Consider the following 21065-nt stretch of genomic DNA (forward strand, 5'->3'; position numbering starts at 1 on the left):
GCATGGACGCTGTCGCGCAGGAAGATTTCAACAAGGTTCAGCCGCAGACCGAGGGCGAGAACCTCTGGGATAGCCCCGCGCGTTTCATCAACCGCGAATTCTCCTGGCTCCAGTTCAACCGCCGTGTCCTTGAGGAAACGCTGAACACCGATCACCCGCTGCTGGAGCGGCTGCGTTTCCTGTCCATCTCGGCGGCCAATCTCGATGAGTTCTTCATGGTTCGCGTCGCCGGCCTCGAAGGCCAGGTGCGCCAGAAGATCACCGTCAGGACCCCGGACGGCAAGACCCCGGCAGAACAGCTCGAAGATATTCTGAAGGAAATCGACAACCTGCAGATGGAGCAGCAGGCCTCGCTTGCCGTTCTGCAGCAATATCTTGCCAAGGAAGAAATCTACATCGTACGCCCGGCTGCGCTTTCGGATGAGGATCGCAACTGGCTGGAGACCGAGTTTGAGGAGCGCATGTTCCCGGTGCTGACGCCGCTCTCCATCGATCCGGCGCACCCGTTCCCCTTCATTCCCAATCTCGGCTTTTCCATGGGCCTGCAGCTGGACAGCGTCAACGGCCGCGAGCCGATGACGGCGCTTTTGCGCCTGCCGCCGGCGCTCGACCGCTTCGTGCGGTTGCCGGATGAAAAGAACGCCATCCGCTACATCACGCTCGAGGATGTGGTCGGTCTGTTCATTCACCGGCTCTATCCCGGCTATACCGTTCGCGGTTCCGGCACGTTCCGCATCATCCGCGATAGCGATATCGAGGTGGAGGAAGAGGCCGAAGATCTGGTGCGCTTCTTTGAAAGCGCGCTGAAACGCCGCCGCCGCGGTTCCGTCATCCGCATCGAGACCGACAGTGAAATGCCGCAGTCGCTGAGGCAGTTCGTGGTGCACGAACTCGGTGTGCCGGATAATCGCGTCGCGGTTCTGCCCGGTCTTCTCGCGCTCAACACTATCTCGGAAATCGTGCGCGCCCCGCGCGACGACCTGAAATTCGAGCCCTACAATGCCCGTTTCCCGGAGCGCGTTCGTGAACATGCCGGCGATTGCCTCGCTGCTATCCGCGAAAAGGACATGGTGGTTCACCATCCCTATGAAAGCTTCGACGTGGTGGTGCAGTTCCTCCTGCAGGCTGCGCGCGATCCCGAAGTACTCGCCATCAAGCAGACGCTTTACCGCACCTCTAACGACAGCCCGATCGTTCGCGCGCTGATCGATGCCGCGGAAGCAGGTAAATCCGTCACCGCGCTGGTCGAGCTCAAAGCGCGTTTCGACGAGGAAGCAAACATCCGCTGGGCGCGCGATCTGGAGCGCGCCGGCGTGCAGGTCGTGTTCGGCTTCATAGAACTCAAGACCCACGCCAAGATGTCGATGGTGGTGCGCCGCGAGGATGGCAAGCTCCGGACCTATTGCCACCTTGGCACGGGCAACTATCACCCGATCACGGCCAAGATCTATACCGACCTGTCCTTCTTCACCTGCAACCCGAAGATCGCCCACGATATGGCGAATATCTTCAACTTCATCACGGGTTACGGCGAACCGGAGGAGGGCATGAAGCTGGCCGTCTCGCCCTATACGTTACGCGCGCGCATCCTCAAGCATATTCACGAGGAAATCGAGCACGCCAAGCGCGGCGCGCCGGCGGCGATCTGGATGAAGATGAATTCGCTTGTCGATCCAGAGATCATCGATGCGCTCTACCATGCCAGCGCCGCCGGTGTTGAGGTGGACCTCGTCGTGCGCGGCATCTGCTGCCTGCGCCCGCAGGTGCCCGGCCTGTCGGACAATATCCGCGTCAAATCCATCGTCGGCCGCTTCCTGGAGCACAGCCGCATCTTCTGCTTCGGCAATGGTTTCGGCCTGCCGTCGGACAAGGCGCTGGTCTATATCGGCTCCGCCGACATGATGCCGCGCAATCTTGACCGCCGCGTGGAAACGCTGGTGCCGCTGACCAATCCCACCGTGCATGAGCAGGTTCTTTCACAGATTATGCTGGGCAATCTCATTGACAACCAGCAGAGCTACGAGATACTTGCGGACGGAACGTCGAGGCGCATCGAGGTGCGTAAAGGCGAAGAACCGTTCAACGCGCAGCACTATTTCATGACCAATCCCAGCCTTTCCGGACGTGGTGAAGCCCTGAAATCCAGTGCGCCCAAATTGATTGCCGGGTTGATTTCGTCCCGCAAGAAACAGGCTGAATGACTCGATCAGAAGCACAGGGGCGGCTGACCGGCCTTGCCCCCGTTTCCGTCATAGATATTGGCTCGAACTCCGTTCGTCTTGTCGTATATGAAGGTCTTTCCCGCGCGCCTGCGGTGCTGTTCAACGAAAAGGTGCTTTGCGGGCTTGGCAAAGGTTTGGCGCTGACGGGGCGCATGCATGAGGAAGGTGTAAGCCGCGCGCTCCTGGCGCTCAGGCGTTTTCACGCCCTCTCCGAGCAGGCGCAGGCGCAGCAGCTTTATGTGCTGGCCACGGCCGCGGCCCGAGAAGCGGAAAATGGTCCCGATTTCATTCGTGAGGCCGAAGCCATCCTCGGCTGTGAGATCGAGGTTCTGTCGGGTGAGAAGGAAGCGCTTTATTCGGCCTATGGCGTGATCAGCGGTTTCCATGATCCTGATGGCATCGCCGGCGACCTCGGGGGCGGCTCGCTGGAACTGATCGACATCAAGGGCAAGAGCTGCGGCGAAGGCATCACCCTGCCGCTTGGCGGTTTGCGGCTTTCGGAGCAATCGGACGGCTCGCTGGAAAAAGCGGCGACCATTGCCAGAAAGCACGTCAAATCCTTCGCCAAACTTCTGGCGGCGGGTGAGGGGCGCACCTTTTACGCCGTCGGCGGCACTTGGCGAAATATCGCCAAGCTGCACATGGAGATATCCGGTTATCCCCTGCACATGATGCAGGGTTATGAATTGCCGCTAGAGGAAATGCTGAATTTCCTCGAGGAGGTCATCGTCTCCCGGGATAGCAAGGATCCCGCCTGGCAGGCGGTCTCCAAGAACCGCCGCTCGCTCCTGCCATTCGGTGCCATCGCCATGCGCGAAGTTCTGAAGATGATGAAGCCGGCCAGGATCGCTTTTTCCGCACAGGGCGTACGCGAGGGTTACCTTTATTCGCTGCTGACGGAGGCGGAGCGCGAATCCGATCCGCTGCTGGTGGCCGCCGACGAACTTGCCATTCTGCGCGCCCGTTCTCCGGAGCATGCGCGAGAACTGGCGGACTGGAGCGGTCGCACCTTCCCGGTTTTCGGCATCGACGAGACGGAAGAGGAAAGCCGCTATCGGCAGGCCGCCTGCCTGCTGGCCGACATCAGCTGGCGCGCGCATCCGGATTACCGCGGTCTGCAGGCGCTCAATATCATCGCCCACTCGTCCTTTGTGGCGATCACCCATCCCGGGCGCGCCTATATTGCACTTGCCAATTATTACCGCTTTGAAGGCCTGAACGACAACGGCACCACCGAGCCGCTTGCCGCCATGGCGGGGGAGCGTCTGCAGGAACTCGCCAAACTGCTGGGCGGCCTGCTGCGCGTCGTATATCTTTTTTCAGCCTCCATGCCGGGTGTCGTGGATCACCTGAAATTCCGCAAGACAGATAATCCGGATCTCGATCTGGAATTTGTGGTGCCGCATGATTATTGCGATTTTGCCGGCGAGCGGCTGGACGGACGTTTGCAGCAACTGGCGAAGCTGACGGGCAAGCGGCTGGCCTTCGTGTTCGAATAAGAAGCGGCGGAGTTTCCGTTCACGACAGAAACGACATTGGCCCCGTGCTAGGACCAGCGCTCGCAGAACGCTTCGATATCGTTTGACTGAAAGTCGCCAAGCCGCGCCATGATCGTCTCGAAGGGCCAGTCCCACCAGGCAATAGCGGTAAGCTTCTGCGCAATCGATCGTGAAAAGCGCTCGCGAATGATTTTTGCGGGTACGCCGCCGACGATGGTATAGGGCGGCACGTCCCTGGTTACCACGGCGCCGGCGGCCAGCACCGCGCCGTCTCCCACCTTGACGCCCGGCAGGACGATGACCCCGTGCCCGATCCAGACATCGTGACCGATAACGGCGCGATCCTGCTTCCGCTGCGCAAAAAAGGCCTCGTCGCGCACTGCATCGACCGAGTAATATTCAGGGCAGTAGCTGAAACGGTGCATGGATGGCCGGTCCATCGGATGGTTGGGAGCGCCTATCCTGACCTCCGCGGCGATGGCGCAGAACTTGCCGATGATCGCATCCCCCACCATGCAGCGGGGACCGAGATAGGAGTAATTCCCGAGTTCGACATTGTGCAACGAGGTATCAGCCAGAATTTCGCAGCATCTGCCGATACTCGAATCTCTTACGCTCGCCGTCGCGTGAATGACGGTCTCTGCGAGCTTCGGGCGTTTGATCTGTGCGGTGGGGTCCATTCCAGTCTCCGGATTTTGCGCCTGCTTAACCGGGAATGATGAAGGGCCTGTGACGCGGAATGGCGAAGCAGTGTGGTCGTGACCAGCATCTCCTCACAAATGGGGATCAAACCTATTGCTTCGCGCAACACCTCCTTTCTTGGAGGGGTATCACCTATCGGTGACTTTAGCCGCAATGTCGTTTTTCTTCCAGTAGTGCTCGGTTATGTTCTGCGCGTTCCGAATGATATGACCGGCGATGTCAGGGTCTCCACCCTCGAATGTTTCCGGGTCGGCACCGCATAACAGCAAGAAGAGCTGCTGATGAGCGACAGCGGTAAAATAATCGCGGGGTGGGGGCTGCATGTCTGAATCGGCGGCCTGGAATGCCTCGGAAACCTCTTTGCTGGCGCGCTCAAGCGCTGCGTGAATGGCGGCCATCATCGCCGCTTCCTTGCGCTGCAATATGTCCTGAATTTGCCGCTCAGCCGGTGTCAGGACCGGGCAACTCTCGCTCATCGAATACCTCTCCTGTCGGCACAACCATGTCGTTGAGCGATATTATCGCATGGATTGTGTCCGCTTTACGGGAAAGATTGAAATCGTGGTCCTGAAACATGGCGCGATGGCTCGCCACCATGCCGGGACACATGGATCAAAACGGCAATGGGCCGGCACTGCTTTGCAACCGGCTCAGCCGTGCCCCAGCGCCTTGCGGATGCAGGCGCTGAGATAGGCATATTGCAGCGGCGTTATCGTCGCCATGGCTTCCGTGCGGCTGGCGAGCCGGTCCTGATAACCGACCGGAATATCGAATTGGCTGAAGGTGAAATCCCAGCGGGTGCCTTCGACGATATTATAGAAATGCTCGGCACCGCTGACAGCGGTCTTGGCGAGCTCGCCGCCGAAGATGTCCTGTACCACCAGTGCGGTGACGCTGCCTTGCCCTTTTGCGGGGTTGTCGCGTGACCAGAGGTTGCTGGTCTCACCCGACCAGCTTTTCTTCAGGGCGTAATAAAGTCTCTCTGCATGGTCCTGCATGAAATGTCTTCTTTTCCGCAAGCATGTTTCCGTTGAAGTATGGCGAATCGGAACGGAGCGCCATGCAGATATTGGTCTACCGGGCGCTCCGTCGGGTCATTCGCCGCTGCCAAAGCGATTGGCAACAGCTTCGGTCTTATTTCGCCTCGAGCAGGTCCTTGACCTCAAGCAGAACGAATTCGTTGTCATCAGCCTTGTCCAGCGCCCGCCCGGCAGAGAAAGGCAGGTTGTTGTCATTGCCGACGATGATATGCGTGGCATCGACGCGGTCGACATTCTCGATGGTGACGAAAGGCATGTCGTAGAAACCGTTGCCGCCGCCCTGGCGCTTCTTGTTATCAGGGTCGGAGATCTTCATCAGGTCGATATAGCCGATCTTGCGGGCGGCCTTGCCGACATTGGCGTCGTTGAATTCGATCTTGTAGATGCGCTTGACCTTGGCTGGGCGGGCGAAGCAGTCCGCAGTGGGAGCCTTCGGGTCGGCGCAGGCCTTGTCGGCCGTGCCGGCGCCGTTGTCGCGTTCGATGACGAGGGCAGTGGTCTCGTCCAGCATGTTGAAGTCACCGATCGCCTCGCCGCCTTCCGCCAGCGGATAAAGCCAGCTGCGACCGGTCCACTCTTTCCTGGCGGTGTCCAGTTCGATGATGCGCAGCGCGGTCGCGCCGTCTTCGGTCTTTTCTACCTGCCCGTCCGCCATATAAAGCGGTCCTTCGAGAAGGCCGTAGAGCTTTGAGCCGTCCTTGGAGAGCGCCATGCCTTCATAACCGCCGGAGCGTTTCAGGTTGAAAGCGGGCATTTTCTGAGTCGGGTTGCCAGGCAGTGCGAGAGCCGGATGGTCGGGAGACTTCACCTCGATATCACCGGCCTTGGTGGAGATCACATCGGTCAGCTTGCCGTCGCGGGTGAATTTCAGGATGTAAGGACCGAATTCCTCACCCACCCAGAAACCGTCGGCAACAGGCTGAATGGATTCGACATCGAAATCGGCGCCCGTCAGGTAGCGCTTTTCCGTGCCTTCCAGAACGATGGGGAAGGGCGATTTCATGTCGGGGTCGGAGAGAAACACAGTTTCAAGCGCATTGACCTTGCCGGCTTCCCAGTCGAACTTCAGATGGTGAAGCATCAGCATGGCGTCGCTCGAATTGAGCTTGGAGCCGAAACCGTTGTCGGAAAGGCTCCAGAAGCTGCCGTCCGGCATGGCCTTGATGCCGGAAAAGCCCTGCATGGGCTGGCCGTTGAACGGCATGGAAAGGCCCGTCAGGCGCACGCCGTCCTTGCCGGGCACGGTGCCGAGGCCTTCGGCGCGCTTGCGGTCGGCTGTGGTGAACTTGGCGGAGGTCTTGAGATGTGCCGGCGCATCGGCAGGCGCGGCGATGATGGTGTTGGCCGGCAGAATGGCATGTGAAACCAGCTTTGCCGGAAACTCCTTTTCCGCTGCCTGCGATGCGGAAGCGAGCGCGAGAACCGCGCAAGAGGCGAAAAGAACGTGCTTCATGTTGAGACCCCTCTCAGTACCTGTTGAAGACAGGATTGACGCGATAGGGGCAGCACATGACAGAGAGGTGATTGCCGTTTGAAGCTTTGATGAATTTTGATGACGGCGGCCGCTGGCAAAGGTGACGGCGACGTTGCTTCGCCCTAAGCGGCGGGGGCCTGATACTGGCTGAGCGTGCAGACACCGAGCGTCTGACCACGGCCCTTGACCGCGTGCTCGCCGAGATATTCGCTGCGCACGCCCTTGGGCAGCACCAGCTGATGGGCGAGGTCGGCGGAAATCAGCACGGGGTGGCCAAGCATCTTGCTCAGCGATTCGAGTCTGGAGGTCGTGTTCACCGTATCGCCGAAATAGGTGATCTTGTGATGGTCAACGCCGATTTCCGCAGTGATGACAGGTCCGCCATGAATGGCGAAGCGCAGGCGCGGCACTTCACCAAAGCGGGAAAGCCACATGTCGCGCTTTTCCTCGATGGTCGCCTGAATATCGAAAACGCAGCGCACGCAGGCGGCGCGCCGTATCGCCCTATGGTATGGCCAGGTGATGATCGCGGCGTCGCCGATGTAATCGTCGATGACGCCGCCGTGTTTCCTGACCGGTGCGGCATAGCTCGCGAAGATTTCGCCGAGAAACTCCTGTGCCTTCAGGTCGCCATGGGTTTCTGCGAAGGAGGTGGAGCCGACAAGGTCGATGAAGATGAAGACACGGTCTTCGCTCACCGGTCTGCGATAACGCCCGAGAATGAGGTCGATGAAGATATCGCGGCCAAGAAGTTCACGCACGCGCATGATGAAGACGATGATGCCGCAGACGATGAGCGTGAAGACCAGCGTCTGTACTTCGGCATGAACGGCGCGTTTCCAGGTGCCGGGAAAGATGCCACTCAGCCACAGGATCGTGCCGCCCAGCCCGAACCCGCAGAAGACGAGAACAGCATAGATGACAAGACCGACGGCAATGTAAACCGGTGTCGGCAGGGCGCTGACCTGCCGCGACAGGCCGGGCATGATGTAACCGCGCTCGAAGGCGAGGATTGGCGCGCAGGCAAACAGCGCATAGGTCGCGCCGATGAGCGCGCCACCGCCATATTCCAGGAAGGCGTAGGCCACGCCGCTGCCGGCCACGGCAACGAAGAGCACCACGTAATCCAGAATGGGCAGCAATTTTCTCATGTCGATTCTTGATCTCGGGAAGGGCAGGCCCGTCGCTCCTTGCGGGCAAAGCTTCTGTTCAGGTCATATGCGACATTAATGTGGAAAAAGCGCTGGAAAAAGTGAGCAATCGGTAAGGTTGCATAAAGGATCGGAAAGCCTGTTGCCCGGTTGCCGCAACGGACGGGGCCCGCACCCCGCCTAAGTTTATATTGTGTATTCGATGGCTTCACCGATTTTGTCGCCCGACGCGCTGTCGGGCGATTCGGGTGTTCGGCCAGCGCCATTCAGATGCAGCGCTAGCGAATGAGGCGACACGCGGTATGAGAAGGTCGCGGAAAGAGCGAGCGTTACGACTCGTTCGCCGCAACCTCTACAGCCTCGACCTTCTTGCCGGCAAAACGCAGGGCGACCTCACCATTGATGAGCTTCAGCGCCACATTGCCGAAAAGCTCCCGCCGCCAACCGGTCAGTGCTGCCACCGTTGCCTTTTCGCCCTCGGCGGCGATCTTGTCCAGATCGTCGCTATTGGCGATGACCTTGGCGGCGACGCCGTGCTTGTCAGCTGTCAGCTTCAGCAGAACCTTCAAGAGTTCCACGGCAGCGCCCGAACCTTCCGGCGCGTGGCTGTGACGCGGTGCCTTCGGCATTTCTTCTTTCGGCAGCGCCAGCGCCGCATTCACCGTCTCGACGATGGCGTTGCCGGACGCGGAGCGTTCCCAGCCCTTGGGAATGGTGCGAAGCCGCGACAGCGCCTCGGCATCCTTTGGCTGCTGCTGGGCGATTTCGAAGATCGCATCGTCTTTCAGCACGCGCGAGCGAGGCACGTTGCGGGAGCGCGCCTCCCGCTCGCGCCAGGCGGCGACGAATTTGAGGATGGCAAGCTCGGTCGGCTTGCGCAGGCGCGATTTCAGCCGCAGCCAGGCATCGTCGGGATGCATGTCATAGGTGTCGCGAGACTCGAGAATATCCATCTCTTCGGTCAGCCACAGCGAGCGGCCTTCGCGCTCGAGCTGGGCTTTCAGCGAGAGATAGACATCCCGCAGATGGGTCACGTCGGCCAGCGCGTAATCCAGCTGCTTTTCGGTCAGCGGGCGGCGGCTCCAGTCGGTGAAACGGGAGGATTTGTCGATCTGCACGTTTTTGATCTTCTGAACCAGCTGGTCGTAGGAGATCGAATCGCCGAAACCGCAGACCATGGCGGCGACCTGCGTGTCGAAGATCGGATGCGGAATAAGCCCGCCGAGATGGTAGATGATTTCGATGTCCTGTCGCGCCGCGTGGAAAACCTTCACGACGTCGGGATTGGCCATCAACTCGAAAAGCGGCGTAAGATCGAGGCCCTTCGCCAGCGGATCGACCAGCACCTCGAGAGTCGGGCTTGCCATCTGCACGAGGCAGAGTTCCGGCCAGAAGGTGGTTTCCCGCAAAAATTCGGTGTCGATGGTGATGAATTCCGATTTCGCCAGTTCCGTGCAGGCCTCGGCGAGGGCGGCAGTCGTTTCAATCATTGCAAATGGCCACTCGTGAAAATTATCCGTCTTACTTTCCCTTTGCCGGGCGCATGTCAATACAAAGCCCGTTTTTGAAGGCCTAACGATCGTTTTTCTCCGGCGGATTGGGCTCCGACCCATTCTTTTTAGGTGGTGTGGGTGCGGCGAGCTTCTGGAAATAGGCCGAGGTGCGCAACAGCGAACTGAACCGCCAGTTCCTCTCCTCAAGCGGAACGCCCTCGCGCACCTGCAGCCGATATATGGTGTAGGCGATGAAAACGATCTGGATCGCGGCGGTATAGCTGAACAGCGCCTTCGGACCGAACTGATCGATCAGGACGGAGGCGAGAAGCGGCCCCACGGTTGCGCCCACCGACCAGAAGAACAGCAGTCCGGCTGACATCATCGCATGTTCGCCTTCCCTGGCGTGGTCGTTGCCATGCGCCGAACTCAGCGAATAAAGCGGCAGGGCGAAGGCGCCGAAGATGAAGACGCCGATGATATTGCTCCACTCGTCCGTGCCGGCGAAGAAAGCGAGAAACAGCCCGACGATGACAGAGGCGGCCGTGGTGGCGAGAATGATGATGCGCCGGTCATAACGGTCGGAATAAACGCCAAGCGGATATTGCAGCACCACACCGCCAATAATGCCCGCACTCATGAAGGTGGCGATGGCGGTAACGGAAAAGCCGATCTGTTCGGCATAGATCGGGCCAATGTTGCGGAAGGCCGCCATGCTGAGGCCGACTGCCACGCAACCGACGACGGCAAGCGGGGAAATGCGCCAGACGGCGAAAAGGTCGAAGGGAATCTGCTTCGGCGGGGCAGGGTTGGATTTGTCGGCAAGCGAGATCGGCACCAGAGACAGCACGAGCGCTATCGCGATCAGCGAAAACACCACCGGGCCTTCGACACCCATCACGGCAATGACATATTGCGCCAGCGTCACGGAGCCGAGATCGACGAAACGATAGATGGAAAGCGTGCGCGCGCGATTGGAATTCGTCACCTGGGCATTGATCCAGCTTTCGATGGCCGCAAAAAGACAGGCGACGGCAATGCCGATGACGAAACGCATCAGCATCCAGAATAGCGGGTGGATGATGAGCGGCATGGCGATGGAAGCGGCCGAGGCGACCGCTGCCATGGTGGCAAATGTTCTGATATGGCCGATCTTTCGCAGAAGCCGCGTCACCGAAATGCAGCCGAGTGCGAATCCGATGCTGTAGGCGGCGCTGATGACGCCGATGGTGCTGGCGGAAAAACCTTCGGAGATGCCGCGCAGGGCAATATAGGTTCCCTGCAGGCCGTTGCCGCCGATCAGGATGCCGGCGGTGACGAGAAGCGGGATGAGGGGTCTGATCTGGCTCATTGCGGGCCGACTCGGTTTGGCGGGCTGAATATGCACTATCTAAAGCCAAGGCGGGGGAAAGGACAGGCTGAAGGCGACATTGTTGCGCTTTGCCTTGACAAATCAGGCTGGCCATGCGCTTTTCCGGCAAATTTCGACAGTGCCGCCCATCTGGCCTCCAACGGGCCCACGACACGTTCCAGGATAAAAAAATGCATCGTTACCGCAGCCACACCTGTGCCGCTCTCCGCAAGTCCGACGTCGGCGAAACCGTTCGCCTTTCCGGTTGGGTTCATCGCGTGCGAGATCATGGCGGCGTTCTCTTCATCGACCTTCGCGACCATTACGGCATCACCCAGGTGGTTGCCGATCCCGACAGCCCGGCTTTCAAGGTTGCGGAAACCGTGCGCGGCGAATGGGTCATCCGCATCGACGGCCTCGTCAAGGCGCGTTCGGAAGACACCGTCAACAAGGGCATGGCGACCGGCGAGATCGAACTTTACGCTCAGGAGATCGAGGTTCTCGGCGTCGCCAAGGAACTGCCGCTGCCGGTCTTCGGTGAGCCTGACTATCCGGAAGACGTTCGCCTGAAGTACCGCTTCCTCGACCTGCGCCGCGAAACGCTGCACAAGAACATTGTCAAGCGCACGCAGATCATCTCCGCCATGCGCACCGGCATGGCCGATGCCGGCTTTGCCGAATATACGACGCCGATCCTCACGGCCTCCTCGCCGGAAGGTGCACGCGACTTCCTCGTGCCGTCGCGTATTCATGAGGGCAAGTTCTTCGCGCTGCCGCAGGCGCCGCAGCAGTACAAGCAGCTTCTGATGGTGGCGGGTTTCGACCGTTACTTCCAGATCGCGCCGTGCTTCCGCGATGAAGACCCGCGCGCCGACCGCCTGCCGGGCGAATTCTACCAGCTCGACGTCGAAATGAGCTTCGTGACCCAGGAAGATGTCTGGACCACGATGGAGCCGATGATGACTGCCGTCTTCGAAAAGTTTGCCGAAGGCAAGCCTGTCACCAAAGAGTGGCCGCGCATTCCCTATGATGAAGCGATCCGCAAATACGGCTCCGACAAGCCGGACCTGCGCAACCCGATCGTCATGCAGGCCGTGACCGAGCATTTCGATGGTTCGGGTTTCAAGGTCTTCGCGAACATGATCGCCTCCAACCCGAAGGTTCAGGTCTGGGCAATTCCGGCCAAGACCGGCGGTTCGCGCGCATTCTGCGACCGCATGAACGCCTGGGCGCAGTCTCAGGGTCAGCCCGGCCTCGGTTACATCTTCTGGAAGGAAGAAGACGGCAAGGTCGGCGGCTCTGGCCCGCTCGCCAAGAACATTGGCGAGGAACGCACCGAGGCCTTGCGTCAGCAGCTCGGCCTCGAGGCAGGTGATGCCTGCTTCTTCGTCGCCGGTGATCCCGCCAAGTTCTACAAGTTTGCCGGTGAGGCGCGCACCCGCGCTGCCGATGAACTGAACCTGATCGATCGCGACCGCTTCGAAATGTGCTGGATCGTCGACTTCCCCTTCTTCGAATACAACGAAGAAGAAAAGAAGATCGACTTCGCCCACAACCCCTTCTCCATGCCGCAGGGTGGTCTGGAAGCGCTGGAAGGGCAGGACCCGCTCTCCATCAAGGCCTTCCAGTATGACGCCGTCTGCAACGGCTTCGAAATCGCCTCCGGTTCGATCCGTAACCAGTCGCCCGAGTTGATGGTCAAGGCTTTCGAAAAGGTTGGCCTGTCGCAGACCGACGTTGAAGAGCGCTTCGGCGGTCTCTACCGCGCCTTCCAGTATGGCGCGCCTCCGCATGGCGGTTGCGCTTTCGGTATCGACCGTGTGGTCATGCTGCTGGTCGGTGCGAAGAACCTGCGCGAAATCACGCTGTTCCCGATGAACCAGCAGGCGCAGGACCTCCTGATGAACGCGCCGTCGCCGGCAACGCCGACGCAGCTTCGCGAACTGGCGCTGCGCGTCGTTCCATCCAAGAAAGACTGATCGTGTTGAAGACGCTGCTCGACCGTGTTCGCGCAGCCTTCACCCGTGCATTGGCGGCCGCACTTGCGGCCGCTTTTGCGTTCTGGGTCGCGCATCGCTGGCTAGGCCACCCGCAACCCGTCTTCGCGGCGATCAGCGCGCTCATCTGTCTGGCGCCGGGAATTCCAAGCCATGTTCGTCAGGGCCTCGGCTTGATGGTGGGCGTCACCGTCGGCATTCTCGTCGGGGAAATAGCCCTCCTGGTCCCGCATGATTTCGCCGAAATCAGGCTGGCCTCGGCGACCTTCATCGCCATGATCCTCGCCTCCATGTTCGGCCTGCCGCCGGTCGTGCCGATACAGGCTGGTGCTTCCGCCATGCTCGTGCTCCTCATGGGGCCGCAGGTTGCCGGCCTTGTCCGCTTCATCGACGTGATCGTGGGTGTCGCGACCGGTGTCACCGTAGCGCTGGTCTTCTTTCGCGAACGGCTGAAACTCTAGCCGTCACCACTGGTGGATGAGGAATTTTCCGTCTTTTTTCTCGCGAACGCGGCAAAGACACAATTTTACCGCGAGTCGAACCCACTTCCGCACATAATCAGCCGAAATCCGATCCCAGTATAGCCCTGCGTCCACCAGGGGGATGCAAGTCTAACGCAGATTTTAAACTTGGGACGGCGCCGACCGAACGTTGAATCCGGTTCGCGCGATAATATTGGTAAGGATTTCAGAATGGTTCATCAAACGGAAAAAGACCCTGCCATCGCGGCCGGGCATGTGCATCCGGCCACGCACCGCACTCATTTCGCGGCCGGGCTGCGCTCGCCGGGCGCGAAATTTGTCATGATCGGCTTCATTTCGATGGTCTTGCTGGTGCCGCTCCTGCTGGTCTGGGCATTGACGGAAGAACGCGCCTCGCGTGCACAAGAGGTATCCGGACGGATCGCCCATGGATGGGGTGGCGATCAGGTGGTGAATGGACCTTATCTTGCCGTGCCCTTCGATGTGGAACGCCGCCGCGAGGTCAATGGCCAAAGCGTCGTTGATCGTGTGACGGAATGGGTGCTTGTCATGCCGGAAACACTAAAGGTCACGGCTGATCTCAAGACCGAGGAAAAGCAGCTGTCGATCTATAGCTTGCCCGTTTATAAAGGCGATCTCGCGCTTGCCGGTCGCTTTGGTTCCGGCATCCTGACGGATCTCGCCCGTTTTGCTGGCACGCCCCGTCTCGACAACGCCGTCCTGGTTCTCAATATCGCTGACATGACAGGCATCCGGTCCAGCGCAGGCGTCCGGATAGACGGCGGGCCCGTTCTGCCATTTGATCCCGGCATGCGGGACATGTCCGCAACGGCAACGCATGACGACCCGCAGGCGCGAATGATGTCCGATGCCGGAGTGCATAGGCAGATTGACAGAAGCCTCATTGAAACCGGCTTTGCCTTCGATATCGCCTTTTCGCTGAACGGGTCGGGCAGTTTCGCCGTCGCGCCGGCAGGTCAGACGACGAGTTTTGCCGCAAAAGCCAATTGGCCACATCCGGGTTTCGAAGGCCTGTTTTTGCCGGAGGAAAAAACGATCACCGCCACGGAGTTCAGTGCCAGTTGGACCATTCCGTATCTCGCACGGGGCTTGGATCGGGTTGTTGAAGGCCCGCGATTGCCGCTCTCCAACAGTCTGATGACAATCAATCTCGTAGAGCCAGTGAAATTTTACCAGATCATCGCGCGGACACTGAAATATTCGATCGGGTTCATCTCTCTCGTTTTCCTTGCCGTCTTTATCGTCGAACTCAAGGGCGGCACCATCGTGCACTGGCTACAATATGTGCTGACAGGGCTGGCGCTGATCGTTTTTTATGTACTTCTCCTGGCGCTTTCGGAGCACACGGGATTCACCATTGCTTATGTCGCCGCCGCACTTTCAAAAGCGGTCCTGATCTCCTTTTATCTCGGCAGCGCAACCCGTAGCCGAAGGAACGGCATTGCCCTGTTCGGCGTGCTCTCACTCGCCTACAGCGTCATGTATTTGGTGCTGAATGAAGATGAATATGCGCTGTTGGCCGGCGCGGTAATCTCGTTCATCGCCATAGCCGCCACAATGTTTGCGACGCGCCGCGTTGACTGGTCGGGAGCGGGCACTGCAGGTGAGGGCAGGATAATCGCACAGGGCGAAACGGCCTGAGCGCCACTGCCGCCCCCAAAAGCGGGACGCAAGCTGCGATCCGCTTTTGGCGTTGATCGTGAGATAAGTTATCGGGAGCTGACGACATTCCCGGATGTTAATTGAGCACAAAAGGAAAGCCCCGGTGCAATGGACCGGGGCTCTTTCGTCTTATTCGTTTGCCGTCACCGTGACGCCGAGCATTTTCGGCAAGGTGTTCGGCGCGCCCATGGCAGCGCCCATGATCATGGGGAAAGGGACCGGCTTTTCCGGCGCTGCCGTGATCGAGAAGTTCTTCGGATCGTCGATATAGGTGTTGATCGCCGCCGACACCATGTTCTGCAATTCGGGAACGTTGAGCGAGGCCATCATGATCGGCGCCATGCCCTTGATGGTCTGTGCAAGCTGGTCGCCCGTCATACCCTGCTGGCTCGCCGCATAATCGATCGCGCGCTTGGTGATGCTGGCGTCTTCGAAGCTGATCTCGGCGTTGACGAAGGAGAGTTGCTGCATCAGGCCGAGCATGGCAAGGCTCGCGGCCTGGTCTGCCTGTTCCTTGTTCGGGTTGGCAGCCTGCGCCTTCACCGTTTCCTGCATCGACTTGATGAAGGCGAGCGTGTAGCCGGAGAAACCGAACGACATGTTCAGGCGGCCGACATCATCGAGGTCGATCGCGTATTCCTCGACATCGACAGTCCCGGAAGCCACTTCCCAGCTGCCGCTCATGGTCATGTCGCCGGAAAGCGCCTGCAGCTTCAGTTTTTCGATTGCATCCTTGGTGGCGGGGTCGGTGACGTCGCTGAGGTCGGCCTTGAAGCCGGAGGCGTCGAGGTCAAAGCCGATCGAGTTCTTGTCGTCGCTGACCGACATCGTCGCACTGGTTTCCTCGAGCGAGAAAGCCTGCTTCCCGTCGACGGACACGGAAATCGGGCCGCTATGGGCTTCGTCGTAGAACATCAGCGCATCGACCGTGCCGGTGGTGGCATCAGCGGGGATGACAAGGCCGGACAGGTAGATGTCGCTGGCCTTGATCTCGACCTTGTCCTGCTTGTAGTCGATATTGTCGAAGCGGGCGTTCTTGATCTTGTAGCCGCCGTTGTTTTCCTCGACGCCATCAAGCGTGATATTGCCAACCGGGATTTTCTTGGCCGGGTCGGCAGCGGCACTGAGGGTCACGTCGTTCAGCGTGACCGTCGAGCCGTTGACGGCGACGGAGCCTGCATCAATTTGACCGCCCTGCGCGGCATAGGCCGCATTGATCTTCTTCAGCACATCCCCACCATCCAGCGCGAAAGCCGGCGCGGAAAGGGCAAGAAGCGCGGCGCTCGCAAAAAGAACCTGCCGGGTGGATTTCAGTCTCATGATGTTTCTTCCCTCAACGTACGGCTGCAAACCGAGCCTTAATGCTAATGGTGATACTTATATTCGCTGATAATCAAAGGTCTAGGGTATTTAGATCGATTCCCATGACGGCGGCATTGCGGCATTTGCAGCGCGGTTAACAAAAAACCGCATGGAAGGGCTGGTTTCATCCACAGCCGCGACCCCTGTGTTTCTTGCCGGGAATCGCCATTTCCGCTAGTCAAGCACCATGGGAAAAAATCTTGTACCTCCGTCCGGCGGAGACGATAATATTCATCCGGTCGATTTGAAGGCAGCGCTCGAAGAGCGCTACCTCGCTTACGCCTTGTCCACGATCATGCATCGTGCGCTGCCGGATGTTCGCGATGGCCTGAAGCCGGTCCATCGCCGCATTGTTTATGCGATGAGCGAAATGGGCCTGAGACCCAATTCCGCCTTCCGCAAATGTGCCAAGATTGTCGGTGAGGTGATGGGTAACTACCACCCCCACGGCGACCAGGCGATCTATGATGCGCTGGCGCGTCTGGCGCAGGATTTCTCGCTGCGTTATCCGCTGGTCGACGGGCAGGGCAACTTCGGTAACATTGACGGTGATAGCCCCGCCGCCATGCGTTACACCGAAAGCAAGATGACGGCGGTGGCCGAGCTTCTGCTGGAAGGTATCGGGGAAGACGCGGTCGATTTCCGCGACACCTATGACGAATCCAATTCCGAGCCCGTGGTATTGCCCGGCGCTTTCCCCAATCTGCTGGCGAACGGTGCTTCCGGCATCGCTGTGGGCATGGCGACGTCGATCCCGCCGCACAATGCGCATGAACTGTGTGACGCGGCGCTGTACCTCATCAAGCATCCCGATGCGACCGTTGAAAAGCTGGTGGAATTCATTCCCGGTCCCGACCTGCCGACCGGCGGCGTGATCGTTGAAAGCCGCGAGAATATTCTCGATGCCTACAAGACAGGCCGCGGCGGTTTCCGCGTGCGCGCCAAATGGGAGACGGAAGACCTCGGGCGCGGCGGTTATCAGATCGTCATTACCGAAATTCCGTTCCAGGTGCAGAAATCACGCCTGATCGAAAAGATCGCCGAACTGCTGATCGCGCGCAAGCTGCCGCTTCTGGAAGATGTCAGAGACGAATCCGCCGAGGATGTGCGTATCGTTCTGGTGCCGAAGAGCCGCACCGTCGATGCGACGCTGTTGATGGAATCGCTCTTCCGTCTCTCCGATCTTGAAAGCCGCCTGCCGCTCAACATGAACGTGCTGTCGCTCGGCAAGGTGCCGAAGGTGATGGCGCTGAACGAGGTGCTGACGGAGTGGCTGGCGCACCGCAAGGACGTGCTGGTCCGCCGCTCGCGCCATCGTCTGGCGGCAATTGATCGCAGACTGGAAATTCTGGGCGGCCTGCTCGTCGCTTATCTTAATCTTGATGAGGTGATCCGCATCATCCGCGAGGAGGATGAGCCGAAACAGGTGATGATGGCGAAATGGTCGCTGACGGACCTGCAGGCCGAATCCATCCTCAACATGCGGCTGCGCAACCTGCGCAAGCTCGAGGAATTCGAAATCCGCAAGGAATTCGACGAACTGACGAATGAGAAGGCCGAGATCGAAGCGCTGATCGCCTCTGATGACAAACAGTGGCAAACCATCGCCTGGGAAATCGGCGAGGTCAAAAAGAAATATGCCAAGGCGACCGAACTCGGCCGCCGTCGCACGCAGTTTGCCGACGCTCCGGATGCCGATATCGAGGCCATTCAGCAGGCGATGATCGAGAAGGAACCGGTCACCATCGTTATCTCGCAGAAGGGCTGGATCCGGGCGCTGAAGGGTCACATGTCCGACACCTCGACCCTGACCTTCAAGGAAGGCGACGGTCCAAAGCTTGCCTTCCCGGCGCAGACGACCGACAAGCTGCTGCTGCTGACGACAGGCGGTAAGGCCTATACGCTCGGCGCCGACAAGCTGCCGGGCGGACGCGGCCATGGCGAGCCGATCCGCATCATGGTCGATATGGAAAACGATCAGGATGTCCTCACCGCCTTCGTGCATGATCCGTCGCGCAAGCTGCTGCTCGTTTCGACGGCCGGGAACGGCTTCGTCGTTGCGGAAAGCGAAATGGTCGCGAATACCCGCAAGGGCAAGCAGATCATGAACGTATCCATGCCCGATGAGGCCAAGCTCGCGGTTCCCGTTACCGGCGACCACGTCGCTGTCGTCGGCGAAAACCGGAAGCTCCTGGCGTTCCCGCTGGCGCAGGTTCCGGAAATGTCACGTGGCAAGGGCGTGCGCCTGCAGCGTTACAAGGATGGCGGCGTCGTGGATGTGAAATGTTTCGCGCTTGCCGAAGGCTTGTCTTGGTCCGACACGGCCGGGCGCATCTTCACCAAGGTTGGTGAAGAACTGCGCGAATGGTTGGCCGACCGTGCAACGGCAGGCCGCACTGTGCCGAAGGGCTTTCCCCGCAGCGGGAAATTTGGTGGGTAAAGCCGCCTGGTATTGACAGGTTATCGATGAAGCGCCGCGCATCGGAAAGATGTGCGGCGTTTCTGTCTATTCGAGTGGGATGACGTGGTCCTTGAGGAACAGATATGCGCCGTCCTCATCGATCTCACCTGCCGCGACATCAAGAACAAAAGCCACGATCTCCGCTTGTTCGGCAACGACTTCAAGTCGGTTGATAAAAAGGAAGGTGTAGGCGGCAAGAAAAGCGGTCCGTTTGTTACCGTCGGAAAAGGGATGGTTGCGCGCTATACCGTAAAGATAAGCGGCGGCGAGTTTCAGCGGTTCCTCTTCTCCATAGGCAGCTTTGTGCAATGGACGCGCCAAAGCTGCCTCGAGTGCGTTTTCATCCTTAAGGCCCGGCAAGCCACCATGTTCGGCTAATTGCTCTTGATGTATAACTTCGATGGCGACACGGGAGAGCCACTTTATATTGCTCACTTAGCGAGTTCTCTCAGAGCTTTATGGTATTTTTTCATACCACGCCGGGCGGCTTCAAGCTGTTCTCTCATTTCCGCATGCTCGGGAATGAGTTCGATATTGCCGGCAGTTTCTCTGAGTTCCAGCGCGTCGCCGGCCTTGAGACCCATGCGATCCAGAACTTCCTTCGGAATGAGGATGCCTTCGGAATTGCCGATTTTGCGGATCGTAATGTTCATGGTAGTAACTCCTGTTATAACAGTGGTTATAACATGGCTGAAATTCGTACACAATGTACGATTTCCGGAGGTTCTCGGTATGACACTTCCAAACGCGGGTTACTTATCTTCCGGCGTATAAACCTCCCACCCGCGCGGCGTCAGATGCTCCTGCGGGTGGTAGCGGGTCTTATAGCCCATCTTTTCAGAGCCATCGACCCAATAGCCGAGATAGACGTGTGGCAGGCCGAGCGCGTGGGTGCGGGTGATATGATCGATGATCATGTAGGTGCCAAGCGAGCGCTTCTCGAGTTCCGGGTTGAAGAAGGAATAGACCATCGACAGGCCGTCGCTCATCACGTCGCTGAGCGCCACGGCGAGAAGCTCGCCGCGTTTGCTGGAATCGATGCCGGAGCCGGGCTCGCGGACGCGGTATTCGATGATGCGGGTGTTCACATGTGTGTCTTCCACCATGATCGCATAATCCAGCGCCGACATGTCGGACATGCCGCCAGACTGGTGGCGGTGGTCGAGGTAGCGGCGAAACAGGGCGAATTGTTCGGTGGAGGGTTCGGCCGCATGCACCGTGGCGACGACATCCTTGTTGGCGGCAAGAACGCGTCGCATCGATTTCGTGGGTTGAAACTGCTCGGTCAGGATCCGCACGGAAACGCAGGCGCGGCAGTTTTCGCAGGCCGGACGATAAGCGATGTTCTGCGAGCGCCTGAAACCGCCCTGGGTCAGAAGGTCGTTCATTTCCGAGGCGCGCGGGCCAACCAGATGGGTGAAGACCTTCCGCTCCATCTGGTTCGGCAGATAGGGGCAGGTGGCCGGCGCCGTAAGATAGAATTGTGGAGAGGGCGTCGCCTGCGTGTTCATCGAACCGTGATCGCCTCCTGCGTCTGTTATAAAGCGCGCCGCGAATTCACGGAGCTGACGGCGGCGCTTCAAGCGACATGCATAATGTCACAGAATGGCAAAATGACGGAAAACGTCAACTGCGGGATGAGGTATTTGGCGGGGTGAAAGCCACGTTTCCGTGGCTTTCCGTAATATTAGCGTGTTCTGACGATGACGGTGCCGAGCAGGAAGTCGTGAACGAGGCGCGAGCGCTCCGTAAACAGGCCGGCAAGCAGGATCAGCGGCGTCAAAACCGAGTTGATGATCCAGAAAAGCACGATGTGAACGGTGGACAGCAGGAAATCGATTCGCCGCCCATCCATGCGCGCCATCGCAATCCCCATCGCCCGCATACCGGGGGTGGCCTGCGACGGGCCTCCGAGCGTCATGCCGAAATAGAGTACCGCCACAATGACGAACAGCGCCGGGTAGAGGAAGAAGCCGAGACCCAGCGTGATCACGCCAAGAAAGAAGACAATCACGGCGGCCGGGATGCACAGGAGGAGAACGATCGCATAATCGATCAGGAACGCGAAGACCCGCCGGCTCAGGACGCCGCTATAGGCGCGCCAGTCATCCGGTGCGGCATAGGTGGGGTTCTGGTCGAGGCTCATCG

General features: G+C 59.3%; 18 protein-coding genes. 6 read left to right on the forward strand and 12 right to left on the reverse strand.

Annotated elements, in window-relative coordinates; all coding sequences use genetic code 11:
- Nucleotides 1–2: 2 nt before the first annotated feature.
- Together DOU54_RS12565 and ppx are read left to right on the forward strand one after the other, a co-directional pair.
- Entirely contained in the window at nt 3–2201 is a 2199-nt protein-coding gene (locus DOU54_RS12565; RefSeq protein ID WP_034496238.1) for an RNA degradosome polyphosphate kinase, read from the forward strand.
- Nucleotides 2198–3721, forward strand: a complete 1524-nt coding sequence (ppx, locus tag DOU54_RS12570) for an exopolyphosphatase (RefSeq protein WP_004441136.1) — start codon at nt 2198–2200, stop codon at nt 3719–3721. Before DOU54_RS12565 ends, ppx begins: the two co-directional genes overlap by 4 nt.
- Before the next feature lie 47 nt (nt 3722–3768).
- Here ppx and DOU54_RS12575 read toward each other — a convergent pair whose 3' ends face one another.
- From DOU54_RS12575 to DOU54_RS12605, 7 genes are all read right to left on the reverse strand, one after another.
- Nucleotides 3769–4401: a DapH/DapD/GlmU-related protein gene (locus DOU54_RS12575; protein WP_113382585.1), complete on the reverse strand. Its 633-nt coding sequence runs from the start codon at nt 4399–4401 to the stop codon at nt 3769–3771.
- Between the two features lie 150 nt (nt 4402–4551).
- The gene (locus DOU54_RS12580; RefSeq protein ID WP_113382584.1) at nt 4552–4899 is read right to left on the reverse strand and encodes a hypothetical protein; all 348 of its coding nucleotides are present in this window, start codon (nt 4897–4899) and stop codon (nt 4552–4554) included.
- 174 nt (nt 4900–5073) lie between these two features.
- Nucleotides 5074–5421 (reverse strand): YunG family protein, encoded by a 348-nt coding sequence (locus tag DOU54_RS12585; RefSeq protein WP_113382583.1) that lies wholly within the window; start codon nt 5419–5421, stop codon nt 5074–5076.
- A gap of 136 nt (nt 5422–5557) precedes the next feature.
- Nucleotides 5558–6916 carry an esterase-like activity of phytase family protein gene (locus DOU54_RS12590; protein ID WP_004441143.1) on the reverse strand — a complete coding sequence of 453 codons (1359 nt, stop codon included), beginning with the start codon at nt 6914–6916 and terminating at the stop codon, nt 5558–5560.
- Nucleotides 6917–7059: 143 nt separating this feature from the next.
- Nucleotides 7060–8088, reverse strand: coding sequence for an adenylate/guanylate cyclase domain-containing protein (locus DOU54_RS12595; RefSeq protein WP_004441145.1), 1029 nt, complete (start codon nt 8086–8088; stop codon nt 7060–7062).
- Between the two features lie 329 nt (nt 8089–8417).
- Entirely contained in the window at nt 8418–9578 is a 1161-nt protein-coding gene (gene rnd / locus DOU54_RS12600; RefSeq protein ID WP_004441147.1) for a ribonuclease D, read from the reverse strand.
- An 82-nt stretch (nt 9579–9660) separates the two neighbouring features.
- Nucleotides 9661–10932, reverse strand: coding sequence for an MFS transporter (locus DOU54_RS12605; protein WP_113382582.1), 1272 nt, complete (start codon nt 10930–10932; stop codon nt 9661–9663).
- A 191-nt stretch (nt 10933–11123) separates the two neighbouring features.
- Between DOU54_RS12605 and aspS the strand changes: the two genes are divergently transcribed.
- The 3 genes from aspS to creD all read left to right on the forward strand — a co-directional run bounded on the left by aspS (nt 11124) and on the right by creD (nt 15073).
- A complete protein-coding gene (gene aspS / locus DOU54_RS12610; RefSeq protein ID WP_004441151.1) occupies nt 11124–12911 on the forward strand; it encodes an aspartate--tRNA ligase in 1788 nt (595 codons plus the stop codon).
- A gap of 2 nt (nt 12912–12913) precedes the next feature.
- A complete protein-coding gene (locus tag DOU54_RS12615) occupies nt 12914–13390 on the forward strand; it encodes an FUSC family protein (protein WP_022555974.1) in 477 nt (158 codons plus the stop codon).
- Between the two features lie 231 nt (nt 13391–13621).
- A complete protein-coding gene (creD, locus tag DOU54_RS12620; RefSeq protein WP_022555975.1) occupies nt 13622–15073 on the forward strand; it encodes a cell envelope integrity protein CreD in 1452 nt (483 codons plus the stop codon).
- A 150-nt stretch (nt 15074–15223) separates the two neighbouring features.
- On the opposite strand, the gene DOU54_RS12625 is transcribed toward creD, so the two are convergent.
- A complete protein-coding gene (locus DOU54_RS12625; RefSeq protein ID WP_113382581.1) occupies nt 15224–16414 on the reverse strand; it encodes an aq_1923 C-terminal domain in 1191 nt (396 codons plus the stop codon).
- Between the two features lie 229 nt (nt 16415–16643).
- On the opposite strand from DOU54_RS12625, the gene parC reads away from it, so the two are divergent.
- Nucleotides 16644–18896, forward strand: coding sequence for a DNA topoisomerase IV subunit A (parC, locus tag DOU54_RS12630; protein ID WP_113382580.1), 2253 nt, complete (start codon nt 16644–16646; stop codon nt 18894–18896).
- Nucleotides 18897–18962: 66 nt separating this feature from the next.
- Here parC and DOU54_RS12635 read toward each other — a convergent pair whose 3' ends face one another.
- The 4 genes from DOU54_RS12635 to DOU54_RS12650 all read right to left on the reverse strand — a co-directional run bounded on the left by DOU54_RS12635 (nt 18963) and on the right by DOU54_RS12650 (nt 21063).
- Nucleotides 18963–19352: a type II toxin-antitoxin system death-on-curing family toxin gene (locus DOU54_RS12635; protein WP_004441159.1), complete on the reverse strand. Its 390-nt coding sequence runs from the start codon at nt 19350–19352 to the stop codon at nt 18963–18965.
- Nucleotides 19349–19570: an AbrB/MazE/SpoVT family DNA-binding domain-containing protein gene (locus DOU54_RS12640; protein ID WP_004441162.1), complete on the reverse strand. Its 222-nt coding sequence runs from the start codon at nt 19568–19570 to the stop codon at nt 19349–19351. The genes DOU54_RS12635 and DOU54_RS12640 overlap by 4 nt, the downstream gene beginning before the upstream one ends.
- Nucleotides 19571–19669: 99 nt before the next feature.
- Nucleotides 19670–20428, reverse strand: a complete 759-nt coding sequence (locus DOU54_RS12645) for an arginyltransferase (protein WP_006700197.1) — start codon at nt 20426–20428, stop codon at nt 19670–19672.
- A 176-nt stretch (nt 20429–20604) separates the two neighbouring features.
- Complete coding sequence (locus tag DOU54_RS12650) at nt 20605–21063, reverse strand: RDD family protein (protein WP_022555979.1); 459 nt, start codon at nt 21061–21063, stop codon at nt 20605–20607.
- Nucleotides 21064–21065 lie beyond the last annotated feature (2 nt).

This window comes from Agrobacterium sp. MS2, assembly GCF_003261015.1.
Taxonomy (GTDB): Bacteria; Pseudomonadota; Alphaproteobacteria; order Rhizobiales; family Rhizobiaceae; genus Agrobacterium; species Agrobacterium pusense.